This window comes from Stenotrophomonas sp. 1337 (genome assembly GCF_031455455.1).
GTDB lineage: Bacteria > Pseudomonadota > Gammaproteobacteria > Xanthomonadales > Xanthomonadaceae > Stenotrophomonas > Stenotrophomonas indicatrix.
The window spans coordinates 115,704-129,719 of the sequence record NZ_JAVDSR010000008.1; the positions used below are offsets into that span (position 1 = coordinate 115,704).

The 14,016-nt window shown below is 65.6% G+C and carries 12 protein-coding genes; 7 read left to right on the forward strand and 5 right to left on the reverse strand.

Annotated elements, in window-relative coordinates; genetic code table 11:
* The first annotated feature begins 143 nt into the window (after nt 1-143).
* Both rplQ and J2X70_RS12895 read left to right on the forward strand, forming a co-directional pair.
* Nucleotides 144-527, forward strand: coding sequence for a 50S ribosomal protein L17 (gene rplQ, locus J2X70_RS12890; RefSeq protein ID WP_025879321.1), 384 nt, complete (start codon nt 144-146; stop codon nt 525-527).
* Between the two features lie 212 nt (nt 528-739).
* A complete protein-coding gene (locus tag J2X70_RS12895) occupies nt 740-1,246 on the forward strand; it encodes a disulfide bond formation protein B (protein ID WP_025879322.1) in 507 nt (168 codons plus the stop codon).
* Nucleotides 1,247-1,323: 77 nt separating this feature from the next.
* On the opposite strand, the gene J2X70_RS12900 is transcribed toward J2X70_RS12895, so the two are convergent.
* Nucleotides 1,324-3,450 (reverse strand): TonB-dependent receptor, encoded by a 2,127-nt coding sequence (locus J2X70_RS12900; RefSeq protein ID WP_309910629.1) that lies wholly within the window; start codon nt 3,448-3,450, stop codon nt 1,324-1,326.
* A gap of 222 nt (nt 3,451-3,672) precedes the next feature.
* Here J2X70_RS12900 and J2X70_RS12905 point away from each other — a divergent pair, with 222 nt between their 5' ends.
* A complete protein-coding gene (locus J2X70_RS12905) occupies nt 3,673-5,064 on the forward strand; it encodes a 3-deoxy-7-phosphoheptulonate synthase class II (protein ID WP_025879324.1) in 1,392 nt (463 codons plus the stop codon).
* Nucleotides 5,065-5,714: 650 nt separating this feature from the next.
* Entirely contained in the window at nt 5,715-6,860 is a 1,146-nt protein-coding gene (locus J2X70_RS12910) for a mechanosensitive ion channel family protein (protein ID WP_309910631.1), read from the forward strand.
* A gap of 75 nt (nt 6,861-6,935) precedes the next feature.
* On the opposite strand, the gene J2X70_RS12915 is transcribed toward J2X70_RS12910, so the two are convergent.
* The 3 genes from J2X70_RS12915 to typA are packed head-to-tail and all read right to left on the reverse strand — an operon-like array spanning nt 6,936 to nt 10,926.
* On the reverse strand, nt 6,936-8,558 hold the full coding sequence (locus tag J2X70_RS12915) for an amidase (protein ID WP_059066098.1): 1,623 nt from the start codon (nt 8,556-8,558) through the stop codon (nt 6,936-6,938).
* A 41-nt stretch (nt 8,559-8,599) separates the two neighbouring features.
* Nucleotides 8,600-9,067 (reverse strand): DUF2127 domain-containing protein, encoded by a 468-nt coding sequence (locus J2X70_RS12920; RefSeq protein WP_025879438.1) that lies wholly within the window; start codon nt 9,065-9,067, stop codon nt 8,600-8,602.
* 11 nt (nt 9,068-9,078) lie between these two features.
* Nucleotides 9,079-10,926 (reverse strand): translational GTPase TypA, encoded by a 1,848-nt coding sequence (gene typA, locus J2X70_RS12925; protein ID WP_025879437.1) that lies wholly within the window; start codon nt 10,924-10,926, stop codon nt 9,079-9,081.
* A 238-nt stretch (nt 10,927-11,164) separates the two neighbouring features.
* Here typA and J2X70_RS12930 point away from each other — a divergent pair, with 238 nt between their 5' ends.
* The 3 genes from J2X70_RS12930 (at nt 11,165) to J2X70_RS12940 (ending at nt 13,507) form a co-directional block, all read left to right on the forward strand.
* Nucleotides 11,165-11,656, forward strand: coding sequence for a peptidylprolyl isomerase (locus J2X70_RS12930; RefSeq protein WP_025879436.1), 492 nt, complete (start codon nt 11,165-11,167; stop codon nt 11,654-11,656).
* Nucleotides 11,657-11,782: 126 nt separating this feature from the next.
* Nucleotides 11,783-12,769 (forward strand): malate dehydrogenase, encoded by a 987-nt coding sequence (locus J2X70_RS12935; protein ID WP_025879435.1) that lies wholly within the window; start codon nt 11,783-11,785, stop codon nt 12,767-12,769.
* A 123-nt stretch (nt 12,770-12,892) separates the two neighbouring features.
* The gene (locus tag J2X70_RS12940; RefSeq protein ID WP_309910635.1) at nt 12,893-13,507 is read left to right on the forward strand and encodes an RluA family pseudouridine synthase; all 615 of its coding nucleotides are present in this window, start codon (nt 12,893-12,895) and stop codon (nt 13,505-13,507) included.
* On the opposite strand, the gene J2X70_RS12945 is transcribed toward J2X70_RS12940, so the two are convergent.
* A complete protein-coding gene (locus tag J2X70_RS12945; protein WP_309910637.1) occupies nt 13,504-13,662 on the reverse strand; it encodes a hypothetical protein in 159 nt (52 codons plus the stop codon). The genes J2X70_RS12940 and J2X70_RS12945 overlap by 4 nt on opposite strands.
* Nucleotides 13,663-14,016: the final 354 nt, after the last annotated feature.

Genomic DNA, 14,016 nt, shown 5'->3' on the forward strand with positions numbered 1-14,016 from the left:
CCAAGGCAATACCGCCACGACGAACGAAGGTTCGCGGGCAGGTCGTCCAGGACGGATGGCCAGGACCAACCGCAGTCCGAGCAGCAGCGCCAGGAAGGCGACAACGATCCGCAAAGCCACATCATTAACCAAGGAATATCACCATGCGTCACCAGAAATCCGGCCGTAAGTTCAGCCGTACCAGCGCCCACCGCGAAGCGATGTTCAAGAACATGGCCGCCTCGCTGTTCAAGCACGAGCTGATCAAGACCACCCTGCCGAAGGCCAAGGAACTGCGCCGCGTCGCCGAGCCGCTGATCACCCTGGCCAAGGTCGACTCCGTCGCCAACCGTCGTCTGGCCTTTGCCCGCCTGCGCGACAACGAAGCCGTCGGCAACCTGTTCACCATCCTGGGCCCGCGCTACGCGAACCGTCCGGGCGGTTACCTGCGCCTGCTGAAGTGCGGCTTCCGCGCCGGCGACAACGCGCCGATGGCCTACGTTGAGCTGGTTGACCGTCCGGTCGTGGCTGAAGCCGTCGAAGAGTAATCGACGCGCGACACCCGTCATTCGGTGAAGAACCCGGCCTCGTGCCGGGTTTTTCCGTTTCTGGGCGACGGATGGAGATCCACGCCGGGCGTGGATGATCCCGCATGTTGCGGTGCGCGCGCCGGCGTGTTCCGACGGGCGCGACGTTGTGGCGGTTCGAACGGCGCGCACTCTCGGTTACGCTTGCGGTCCGTACTACACGAGCGTTGCCGATGAATCCTCTGCGCTGGCCTTTCCGCGCCCAGTTCCTGTTGGGCTTCCTGATCTGCGCGGGCCTGCTGGGCTACGCGATTTTCCTGCAGCTGAAGATGGGGCTGGAACCGTGTCCGCTGTGCATCTTCCAGCGCCTGGCGTTCGCGGCCCTGGGCCTGCTGTTCCTGATCGGCGCCCTGCATGGGCCGTCCAACCGTCCGGGGCGGGCGACCTACGGCATCCTCGCGTTCATCGCTGCCGCCGTGGGCGTGGGCATCGCCGCGCGCCATGTCTACGTGCAGATGCTGCCGCCGGAAATGGGGGCGACCTGTGGCCCGCCGCTGGCCTTCCTGCGCGAGACCATGGGGCCGCTGGAAGTGTTCCGCACCGTGCTGACCGGCACCGGCAACTGCGGCAACATCGACTGGACGTTCCTTGGTCTGACCATGCCGATGTGGTCGGGCGTGTGGTTCGTGCTGCTGGCGCTGTGGGCGCTGGTGGTGTCGCTGCGCAAGGTCAAGCACTGAGCCAGTCCGGAGCCACGCATGGCGTGGCTCTACTGTTTTCCGGTAGTGCCGGCCGCTGGCCGGCAGTCGGCGCTACCTCAAAAATCCTGCTGCAGGCTCAGATAGGCGCCGCGACGTGGTCCCCATTGCGGTGCGAACACGCCGATGCCTCCGCCATTGCGCAGCTGGTAGCTGCGATCCAGCGCGTTGATCACCGCCAGTTGCACATGCAGCGGATGACCGCTGTCGGCGTTGAAGTCATGCGCGGCGCTGAGATTGACCTGCAGGTACGACGGTAATTCGCCGCCATTGGGCACGCCCTCGATGTCCGAACGCAGGCCGCTGCCGTACACGTAGTTCGCACCGATCCGATTGTGGCCAGCGAACGCATAGCTGACGCCGCCGGAAGACGTCAGCTTCTGGTCGTGGTCCAGATGGATCCAGTTCTGTTGCACGTAGGCCAGTGCATCCGGATCGAGGTTGTACTGGCTGGTGATGACCTGGGTGCCCATGGCCTTGCTGTAGGCCGCGTTGAAGTACGCGCTGATCGGCCCGTTGCTGTAGTCGGCGCTGAACTCCAGACCATGGATGTGGCCGCGGCGATAGTTGAAGGTGGAATAGATGTAGGCGGCGCCGAACTGGCCTTCGTCCTGCAGGCGGTGCACGCGTCGGTCGTAGGCATCCAGGCCGAGGGTGAGGTGGTCGCCGACCTGCTGTGACACGCCGATATCGTAGTAGTCACTGCGCTCGGACAACGGCGTGTTGCTGCCATTGGCGGGTTGCTGGTTGCTGGTGCCATCGAACAGGGCAAGATCGCTGCCGGCAACCAGTTCGCTGGCGGGCGGGGTGAAGTAGCGCGAATAGCCGGCGTGCACGGTGGTGCTGTCGCTGGCGTTCCAGACCACGCCCAGACGTGGGCTGAGCTGGCCCTCGGTGTGACCGAAGGCCTTGAAGCGGTCGCCGCGCAGGCCGTAGTTGACGGTCCAGTCATCGCCGATCCGCCACTCGTCCTGCACGTACAAGGCTGCGGTGCTGGCGTGGAAGGCATTGCGGTCCGGGATCAGCTGCGGCGTGGTGCTCGTCTGCCGCCCATCGGCGTCGACCGGGAAGACCCAGCTGCTGTTGTTGGCGGCGGCGTGTTCGTAGTTGCCATACAGGCCATAACGCAGGGTGTGGTTATCGCCCAGGGGGGTGGAGAAATCGGCCTGCAGGGTGTTGGCGCGGTTGCTGCGCCGGACCTGCGAGGCGACGCCGCTGAACACCAGGTCGCCCACGATGTCCGGATTGAAGGCCACATCGCTGTAGCGCTGGCCGGCCGAGAGCTGGTACGCGGTCTGGCCAAGCGTGCCCTGCAGCACCAGCATGCCGAAGCGGGTGGTCTCGCGCTGGGTTTCGTCCAACTGGCTGGAATTGAAGGTGGTGGTGTCCAGGTAGCCGAACTGCGGGGTCTGCCCCGGGTTGACCGGGATCTGGAAGCGGTTGTTGGCAAAGCCGGCGAACACGCTCAGGCGGGTGCTGTCGTTGACCAGATAGGTCAGGTCGGCAAAGGCCTTCCCCTGGTGGGTGTCGTCATGCAGCGGCCTGCGTGCGCTGGTGGGGTTCTCCAGCCCGACCTCGTTCTGGTCGTAGTTGCCGGTCAGGAACCAGCTCCAGCGGCCCTGGTTGCCCCACCAGGAGGCGTTCGGGTTGACCTTGCCGAACGAACCGGCGGTGATGCCAGCGCTGCCGCCGTTGCCCAGCTCGGCGCCACTGCGGGTGGTGATATCGACCACCGCGGCGGTGCGTTCACCGAACTGCGCCGGCAGCGCACCATCCATCAGGCGGATGCTCTTGATGGTGCGGGCATCCAGGGTCTGGCCGAAGCCGGAGATCGATTCGGGCAGCAGTACGCCGTTGATGCGGTACTGCAGGTTGGCGTGGTCGCCGCGCACGTGCACGCCGCCGTAGGAGTCCTGGACCACGCCCGGGGCCTGCAGCAGCACCTGGCTGAGCGGGGCGGAGGCGCCCAGCGGCTGCTTCTGGATGTCCTCGGCGGTGATCTGGTACTGGCTGCTGCCGATGTCCGGTGACAGGGCGTTGCGGGCCTGGTCGAGCTGAGCACTGATGGTGACTACGTCGAGGTCCTTGACCGCAGCCGCGCTGGCATCAGTGTCGGCGGCAAGCACGGGTTGGCTGGTGAGGATCAGGGCGAAGGTGATGGCGGTGGTGAGCAGGGAGGGCTTCATGGGAAATGGGCAGGGGAGGGGGAGGGGGCCGGTCCATGAGGGAGTGTTACTCCGTAACAACTGCGTGCCGATCATGCGCCTGTCCGGCGATGGCGACCATGCCGTTTCTGGCCGATCACACGGCCCCTTTCCACACCGTTCAGGCAGTCATGACCGGGCCCGGCCCTTTGCGCCAGCGGCTGGCTCTGCGACCATGACCGCCCCCCACCCCGGATGTCCGTAATGAGCCTGTCCGCCGTTCCGCCCGCCCCCGATCCTGCCGCCATCGCTGCTGGCGCCGCTTGGTCACCGGAGAGCTGGCGGGGCAAGACCGCGCTGCAGATGCCGACCTATCCCGATCCGGTGGCACTGGATGCCGCGCTGCACGAGCTGAAGCGGCTGCCGCCGCTGGTGACCTCGTGGGAGATCCTGGCGCTGAAGCAGCAGCTGGCCGACGCCCAGGAAGGCAAGCGTTTCCTGTTGCAGGGCGGCGACTGCGCGGAGAATTTCAGCGACTGCGAATCGGGCACGATCTCCAACCGGTTGAAGGTGCTGCTGCAGATGAGCCTGGTGCTGGTGCACGGCCTGCGCCAGCCGGTGATCCGCGTCGGCCGTTTTGCCGGCCAGTACGCCAAGCCGCGCTCGGCCGATACCGAGACCCGCGACGGCGTGACCCTGCCCAGCTACCGCGGCGATGTGATCAATGCGCCGGCCTTCACCGAGGCGGCGCGTCTGCCCGACCCGAAGCGGATGCTGCAGGCCCACGCGCATTCGGCGATGACGATGAACTTCGTGCGGGCGCTGATCGATGGTGGCTTCGCCGATCTGCACCATCCCGAATACTGGAACCTGGAATGGGTGAGCCATTCGCCGTTGGCCGCCGAGTACCAGAAGATGGTGGCCTCGATCGGTGATGCCGTGCACTTCATGGAGACCCTGGCCGGGGCCCGTGTGCACAACCTCAACCGCATCGATTTCTACACCTCGCATGAAGCGCTGCTGCTGCCCTACGAGCAGGCGCTGACCCGGCAGGTGCCGCGCCAGCAGGGCTGGTTGAACCTGAGCACGCACTATCCGTGGATCGGCATGCGTACCGCCGCGCTGGATGGCGCGCACGTGGAGTACCTGCGCGGCGTGCGCAATCCGATCGCGATCAAGGTGGGCCCGTCGGTGACGCCGGACCAGTTGCTGCGGCTGATCGATGTGCTCAACCCGGATGACGAGCCGGGCCGCCTGAGCTTCATTCACCGCATGGGCGCGGCGCAGATCGCGCAGAAGCTGCCGCCGTTGCTGGATGCGGTCAAGCGCGATGGTCGTCGCGTGCTGTGGGTGTGCGATGCGATGCACGGCAATACCGAAAGCACCGCCAACGGCTTCAAGACGCGGCGCTTCGACAACGTGCGCGGCGAGGTCGAGATGTCCTTCGACCTGCATGCGGCCGCAGGCACCCGTCTGGGTGGCGTGCATCTGGAGCTGACCGGTGAGGATGTGACCGAATGCACCGGTGGTGCGCGCGAACTGACCGAGCGTGACCTGGAGCGCGCCTATCGTTCGACCGTCGACCCGCGATTGAACTACGAGCAGTCGTTGGAGATCGCGATGGCGATCGTGCGCAAGCAGGAGCAAGTGCGGTAGGGATTTTTTTGGCAGGGCTGCGCCCTGCACCTGCCGAGGCCAGAGCAACGTCAACGTCAAAAGCGGGCTATCCGTGGGTTGGCGGGGCGGTGTCGGAGTGCGGGGACGCCGCAAGTACGTCCCTGTAGGCTTGGCAGCCGCATCCATGCGGCTGACACCCCGCAATCCGACACCGCCCCACCTCTGACAGATTTCCGGTGGCTGTTGGTCCATCTGTGCTTCGCTTGGATCAAATCCAATCGAAATCGAATATTTCGACAATTGATCGAAGAGCATCCACGCATGGCGTGGATCTACGTGTCGACCAAGGTCGACACCCACCAAGAGCAGGCCATGACATTCCGACAGATCGCGGGAAATTGTCGAAGGCGGGGAGGGGGCAGATGGCGGGGGCGTGAGCGCCATGGATGGCGCGACCGAGCTTACATGGACGTACTTGCAGCGTCCCCCGCCATCTGTCCTCTCCCGCCATCCCAAGGAATGCAGGCTTTTGCTGTTGCTGTTGAGGTTGCCGGCCAGCGGCCGGCACTACCGTGGGTGCAGGGCGCAGCCCTGCCGAACACCCCCGCCTACATTCTGCTTACGAACGACTGACATTGTGCTCATGGTGCATGGGCCACGCTGTAGCTCGGTGTTTACAGCGAGGATGCATGGTGGTCTGGCAACAGCTGCAGCAGTACCTGTGGCCGATCGGCAGCGCCCTGGTGGTTGGCGGCCTGGGGGCTTGGGCCGTACTGGCCCTGTACCGCCGCCTGCGCGGGCGTGACCGGCGCCGTGCGCGCATCGGCCGGGTGATCGGACCGCCGCTGGCCCTTGCACTGCCCCTGCTGTTGCTGGTGCCGGCGCTGCAGGCCACGCCATTGCCGGAACACACGCTCGATCAACTGCTGCGCGTGCTGCACATCGCCCTGACCGCCTGCTTCATCTGGTTGCTGGTGCGCGGCGTTGCGGCGGGTGAGCGGGCGATCCTGCGCAGCCACCCGATCGATGTGTCGGACAACCTTGAAGCGCGCCGCATCCAGACCCAGACGCGAGTGCTCAGCCGCGTGCTGATGGGCGGCATCATCGTGCTCGGTGCTTCGCTGGTACTGCTGACCTTCCCGATGGTGCAGAAGATCGGCACCGCACTGTTGGCGTCGGCGGGCCTGATCGGCCTAGTGGCGGGTATCGCCGCCAAACCGGTGTTCGGCAATCTGATCGCCGGCCTGCAGATCGCGGTGACCCAGCCGATCCGACTCGATGACGTGGTGATCGTCGAGGGCGAATGGGGGCGCATCGAAGAGATCGGCAGCAGCTACGTGGTAGTGCGCATCTGGGATGAGCGGCGGATGGTGGTACCGCTGACCTGGTTCATCGAGCACCCGTTCCAGAACTGGACACGACGCAGTGCCGACCTGCTCGGTACGGCGTTCCTGTGGCTGGACTACCGTGCGCCGATCGCGGCGATACGTGCCGAGCTGGAACGCATCTGCCAAGGCCAGCCGCTGTGGGATGGACGGGTGTGCGTGACGCAGGTGACCGAGACCAGCGAGCGCGCGATCCAGGTGCGGCTGCTGGTCAGCGCGCGCAGTTCCGGTGATGCATTCGACCTGCGCTGCCTGGTTCGCGAACGCATGCTGGATTTCCTCGCACGCGAACATCCGCAATCGTTGCCGCAGGTGCGCGCGCGCCTGCAGCGGGACGATGAGCTGGATATGCCGCGGATGCGGCGTGCAGGCAGCGCCGATGTGCGTTCACCCGGTGCGGAGGATGGTGAGGCGGCCATCGCGCCGGCGGAGCCGCGCCCGGAATGGTAGCGCCGGGCCATGCCCGGCGGATTGCAGAGTGCCGCTGCGCTTGCCGGGCACGGCCCGGCGCTACCATCCATTGGATCAGGGGTCGCCGGATTCGATCAAGGTATCGGTATCGAAGTGCGGTGGGCGCCGGGCGCGCGTGCGCTGCTCATACGCGTAGGCCATCTCGATCAACTTCGGCTCGCTCCAGGCCGTGCCCATGAACAACAGCCCCGCCGGCAGGCCATCGATCTGGCCCATCGGCACGCTCAGGCTGGGGTAGCCGGCGACGGCGGCGACGCTGTAGCTCTCGCCGGGGAAGTCATCGCCGGTGCTGCTCAGGGGCCAGGCCACACCGGTCGTCGGTGCGACCAGCGCATCCAGCTTCTGCGATGCCAGCACGGCGTCGATGCCTTCCGGGCCCGCCAGTCGCCGCGCATCGCTGCGCGCGCGGATGTAGACGGGATCGCCCAGGCCTGGAGTCGCCTGGGCTTCCAGCAGCAGCTCCTGGCCGAACAGCCCCAGTTCCTGGCCTTTGTGCGCCTCGTTGAAGGCGATCAGCCCGGCCAGGCTGCGCAGTGGCGCCTGGTAGGTGTTGAGGTAGCGCTCCAGACCCGCCTTGAATTCGTACAGCAGCACGATGCGCTCGGCATCGGCCCAGGCGCCCTGGTTGGGTAGTTCCACCGGCACCACCACGGCGCCGGCGCGGCGCAGTTCAGCGACAGCCTGTTCAACCAGCGGTGGCATCCCGCGATATTTCAGCAATGGTGTCTGCAGCAGGCCGATGCGCTTGCCGCGCAGGCCCTGCGGATCCAGCCGTGCGGTGTAGTCGTAGACTGCGCGGCCGGGCATGGTCGCAGTGGCGGGATCGGCGTCATCGCGGCCAGCGATGGCGGTCAGCACGGCGGCGGCGTCGGCGACGCTGCGGGTCATCGGGCCTGCGGTGTCCTGGCTGAAGGAGATCGGGATGATGCCTTCGCGGCTGACCAGGCCGACGGTTGGTTTCAGGCCGACCACGCCGTTGATCGCTGCGGGGCAGACGATGCTGCCATCGGTTTCAGTGCCGATGGCCACGCTGGCCAGGTTGGCGGCCACGGCCACCGCGCTGCCGCTGCTGGAGCCGCAGGGGGAATGACTGAGGCGGTAGGGATTGCGGGTCTGTCCGCCGCGCGCGCTCCAGCCGGAGATGGAGTCGTTGCCGCGGAAGTTGGCCCACTCGCTGAGGTTGGTCTTGCCCAGCACCACTGCGCCCGCTTCGCGCAGGCGGCGGACCAGGTAGGCATCGCCGGGGCGGAAGCCCTGCAGGGCCAGCGAGCCGGCACTGGTGGCCATCGGTGCGGCGTTGATGTTGTCCTTCAGCAGGATCGGGATGCCATGCAGGGGGCCGCGCAGGCGGCCGGCACGGCGCTCCTGGTCGCGCTGTGCGGCTTCCTTGAGGGCATCGGGGTTGAGTTCGATCACCGCGCGCAGGCGTGGCCCGGTGCGGTCCAGGGCAGCGATGCGCTTGAGGTAGGCGCCGGTCAGGGTGACGCTGTCGAGCTCACCGGCGACCATCCGCGCCTGCAGGTCGGAAACTTCGGTCTCGGCGTAGGGGAAAGGCATAGAGCTGTTGCCGGGTTCACCGGCATGCGCGGTGGACGCGGCCGGGCTGCAGCCAGCAGCGAGCCCCGCAGGCAACGCGGTGATCAGGAAGGACAGGAGGGGCGGCAAGGACAGGCGCATGGGGCAGCTTCGACGGCTCCGATCCCCAGTGTAGCGGCTGCTCAGCGACGGCGCTTGCGCAGGTCGCGCGCCAGCACGTAGACGACGATCAGGTTGATCGCCAGCACCGTCCACGAGGCCCAGCCGGGATGGCGGACGATCGCGTAGATATCGAAGGGCAGATAGATGGAGGCGGTCAGGCAGCCCAGCCAGGAAGCCCATGCCTTGGCTTTCCAGAGGCCCCAGGCCTCGACCAGGTGCAGCAGGCCGTAGCCGATCATCGCCGCCGCAGCCAGGTGCACCGCGTCGGGACTGATTGCATTCAACAGCGAGGGCAGGGTGCCGTGATCCGGGTCCAGGCTGAAACGCCGGATCAGGGCATTGACGCCGTCGCGAAGCGGCTGCGGGCCGAGGATTTCCAGCCCGGTGGCCGCCAACAACGCCAGCATCGCCTTGCTCGCTTCGAGCAAGGCGATGACATGGAGGCCCGGATGCCGGTGTGGATCCGGGTTGTAGCCGTTCTGGCTCACGGTTCGCTGGATCAGCCGCCGCGCGAGTTCTTCTTGCGGTCGCTTTCGGTCAGGAACTTCTTGCGCAGACGGATCTCCTTCGGGGTGATCTCGACCAGCTCGTCGTCTTCGATGAAGTCCAGGGCCTGTTCCAGCGAGTACTTGATCGCCGGGGTCAGCTGGATCGCATCGTCCTTGCCCGAAGCGCGCATGTTGGTCAGCGGCTTGGTCTTGATCGCGTTGACGGTCAGGTCGTTGTCCTTGGAGTGGATGCCGACCAGCTGACCTTCATACACGTTGTCGCCTTCAGCAGCGAACAGCTTGCCGCGTTCCTGCAGCGGGCCCAGCGAGTACGCGGGGGTGGTGCCCGGCGCATTGGCGATCATCACACCGTTGATGCGCTTGGCGATGGCGCCCTGTTCCTTCGGACCGTAATGGTCGAACACGTGGAACAGCAGGCCCGAGCCCTGGGTGAGGGTCTTGAACTCGTTCTGGAAGCCGATCAGGCCACGGGCCGGGATCTGGTATTCCAGGCGGACACGGCCCTTGCCGTCCGATTCCATGTTCTTCAGCTGGCCCTTGCGGGTGCCCAGCTTTTCCATCACGCCGCCCTGGTGGACTTCTTCGATGTCCACCACCAGCTGCTCGATCGGCTCCATGGCCTGGCCGTCGATCTGCTTGATGATCACTTCCGGGCGCGACACGGCCAGCTCGTAGCCTTCACGACGCATGTTCTCGATCAGCACCGACAGGTGCAGTTCGCCACGGCCGGAGACCAGGAACTTGTCGGCGTCTTCCAGCTGTTCGACCTTCAGGGCCACGTTGTGGACCTGCTCGCGGTCCAGGCGGTCCTTGATCTGGCGGCTGGTCAGGAACTTGCCACCGGACAGGTCCTTGTTGCCGGCGAACGGCGAGTTGTTGACCTGGAAGGTCATCGAGATGGTCGGCTCGTCGACGGTCAGTGCCGGCAGGGCTTCCGGGGTTTCCGGGTGGCACAGGGTGTCGGAGATGGTCAGCTCCGGAATACCGGAGATGGCGACGATGTCACCGGCTTCGGCGGTGTCCTGCTCGATGCGCTCCAGGCCCAGGAAGCCCAGCACCTGGGCGACCTTGCCGTTGCGCTTCTTGCCTTCACGGTCGATCACCGCGACCTGCATGTTCTTCTTCAGGGTGCCGCGCTGGATGCGGCCGATGCCGATCACGCCCACGAAGTTGTTGTAGTCCAGCTGGCTGATGCGCATCTGGAACGGACCTTCCGGGTCCACTTCCGGCTTCGGCGCGTGCTGCATGATCGCTTCGTACAGCGGGGTCATGTCGCCGTCGCGCACGGTGTCTTCCAGGCCGGCGTAGCCGTTCAGGGCCGAGGCGTAGACGATCGGGAAGTCCAGCTGCTCATTGGTGGCGCCGAGCTTGTCGAACAGGTCGAAGACCTGGTCGATCACCCACTCCGGACGCGAGCCCGGACGGTCGACCTTGTTGACCACGACGATCGGCTTGAAGCCCATCGCGAAGGCCTTCTGGGTGACGAAGCGGGTCTGCGGCATCGGGCCGTCCATCGCGTCGACCAGGATCAGCACGGTGTCGACCATCGACAGCACGCGCTCGACCTCGCCGCCGAAGTCGGCGTGTCCGGGGGTGTCGACGATGTTGATCCGGTTCTTGATACCGGTCTTCTTGTCTTCCCAGGTGATGGCGGTGTTCTTGGCCAGGATGGTGATGCCGCGTTCCTTTTCCTGGTCGTTGCTGTCCATCACGCGCTCGGCGAGGACGGTACGCTCGGACAGGGTGCCGGACTGCTTCAGCAGCTGGTCGACCAGGGTGGTCTTGCCATGGTCGACGTGAGCGACGATGGCGATGTTGCGAAGGTTTTCGATGGACATACGAAAGGGGGCCAGTCGGCGCCGGATTTGGAAAAAGAAGTCCAACATTATACGTCGAACTTGACGATTGGCGAAAACCTGGATTTCAGGATTGGTGAGGCCCCCATTCAGCCTGCCCCTGGCGCTGCCCGTCCGCAGGCTGAAGACCCTGCCTGCGCACATGGTCGAAGCCGCCCATGCCACGGGGGAGGTGTATCCTTATGGGGCTGATTACACACCCCGCATCCCAAGGATCTGCATGTCCCTCATCGCCACTTTCGACACCACCCAGGGCCCGATCAAGGTCGAGCTGTTCGCCGACAAGGCGCCGCTGACGGTCGCCAACTTCGTGAACCTGGTCAAGCGCGGCTTCTATGACGGCCTGATCTTCCACCGCGTGATCCCCGATTTCATGATCCAGGGCGGCTGCCCGCAGGGTCGTGGCACCGGCGGCCCGGGCTACAAGTTCGAAGACGAGAAGAATGGTGTGAAGCACCAGATCGGCTCGCTGTCGATGGCCAACGCCGGCCCGAACACCAATGGCAGCCAGTTCTTCATCACCCACATCAAGACCGATTGGCTGGACGGCAAGCACACCGTGTTCGGCCAGGTCCTGGAAGGCCAGGCGATCGTTGATTCGGTCAAGCAGGGCGACGTGATCCATTCGATCACCCTGGAAGGCGACACCGACGCCGTGCTCGCCGCCCAGGCAGAGCGCGTGGGTGAGTGGAACAAGATCCTCGCCGCCTGATCCAATACCCGGACGGCCCCCTGCAGAGGGGGCCGTTTCCATGTTGCGGCCGCCCCGCCAGGCCTGTCCCCGCCCGCGCGGCCATCTCCCACAACGCTACTTAGCTTCTTAGCAGAGGAAATCCCCATGAAAGCACCTGTTCGTGTTGCCGTGACCGGCGCCGCCGGCCAGATCGGCTACGCCCTGCTGTTCCGTATCGCCTCCGGTGAAATGCTGGGCAAGGACCAGCCGGTCATCCTGCAGCTGCTGGAGCTGCCGGTCGACAAGGCCCAGGCCGCCCTGAAGGGCGTGATGATGGAGCTGGAAGACTGCGCGTTCCCGCTGCTGGCCGGCATGGTCGGTACCGACGACGCTGAAGTCGCCTTCAAGGACGCCGACATCGCCCTGCTGGTCGGCGCACGTCCGCGCGGCCCGGGCATGGAGCGCAAGGATCTGCTGCTGGAAAACGCGAAGATCTTCACCGCCCAGGGCGCCGCACTGAACAAGGTCGCCAAGCGTGACGTGAAGGTGCTGGTGGTCGGCAACCCGGCCAACACCAACGCCTACATCGCCATGAAGTCGGCGCCGGACCTGAACCCGCGCAACTTCACCGCCATGCTGCGCCTGGACCACAACCGTGCGCTGAGCCAGCTGTCGACCAAGCTCGGCAAGCCGGTCGCCGGCATGGAGAAGTTGGTGGTGTGGGGCAACCACAGCCCGACCATGTACCCGGACTACCGTTTCGCCACCGCCGATGGTGCGTCGATCGCCGATGCGATCAACGACCAGGAGTGGAATGCCAACACCTTCATCCCGACCGTCGGCAAGCGCGGCGCGGCGATCATCGAAGCCCGCGGCTCGTCCTCGGCAGCTTCGGCGGCCAACGCAGCGATCGACCACGTGCGTGACTGGGTGCTGGGCAGCAACGGCAAGTGGGTCACCATGGGCGTGCCGTCCGACGGTTCCTACGGCATTCCGGAAGGCGTGATCTTCGGCTTCGCGGTCACCACCGAGAACGGCGAGTACACCCTGGTCAAGGATCTGCCGGTCGACGACTTCAGCCAGAAGTACATCGACAAGACCCTGGCCGAGCTGGAAGAAGAGCGCGCCGGCGTCGCCCACCTGCTGGGTTGATGCGGTCGGTGCCGGCACCCTGCCGGCACCTTTCCATCAGGGTAGGTACCGGCTGTTGGCCGGTACGCAGGAAACGGGGAGGCTTCGGCTTCCCCGTTTTCGTATGGAGTACCTGGCAACGACATGATCCTTCTGCATTACATCGACGACGCGCTGCTGGTGGCCGAGAAGCCGGCCGGCCTGCTGTCCGTGCCCGGCCGCTCGGCGGAGAACCAGGACTGCGTGGTCGCACGGCTGCAGGCGGTGTATGCCGATGCGCTGACCGTGCATCGCCTGGACCAGGTCACCTCTGGCCTGCTGCTGCACGCGCGCGGCAAGGACATGCAGGTAGCGCTGTCGATGCAGTTCGAGAAGCGCCAGGTGGGCAAGCGTTATGAAGCCATCGTGCAGGGACTGCTGGAAGGTGATGCCGGTGAAGTGGACCTGCCGCTGATCGTCGACTGGCCGAACCGGCCCAAGCAGATGGTCGACCACGAACGCGGCAAGCCGGCACTGACCCGATGGCGGGTACTGTCGCGTGACACCGAGGCGCAACGCACGCGCGTTGAACTGGAACCGGTCACCGGCCGCAGCCATCAGCTGCGCCTGCACATGGCCAGCCTGGGTCATCCGATCGTCGGCGACGTGCTGTATGGCGCAGAGGCCGCGCAGCGCGTGTGCCTGCATGCGCGGAAGCTGCAGTTCACTCACCCGGTGACGGGCGAGGCGCTCGCGTTCGAGTCTGCGACTCCGTTCTAGAAGGGTAGGGTGTTCGGCAGGGCTGCGCCCTTCACCCTGTACCCGCGGTAGCGCCGGCCGCTGGCCGGCAACCTCAGCAGCAACAGCAACGGCAACAGCAACGGCAACAGCAACGGCAACAGCAACAGCAACGGCAACAGCAACAGCAACAGCAACAGCGGGGTTCCGTGGGATGGCGGGGCGGGTCCCGTTGCGGGGGACGCCGTAAACCCATCCCTGGGGGCTTGGCCGCGGCATCCATGCCGCGGACACCCCCGCAACCGGACCCACCCCGCCTTCGACAAATCTTCGGTGACGGATGGTCTATCCACGCTTTGCGATGGATCAAATCCATCGGAATCGAATATTTCGACAATTCATCGAAAAGCATCCACGCATGGCGTGGATCTACGTGTCGACCAAGGTCGACAGCTACCAACAGCAGCCCAACAGCAGCGGGAAATTGTCGAAGGCGGGGTGGGTCCGGTTGCGGGGGCGTGAGCGCCATGGATGGCGCGACCGAGCCTACA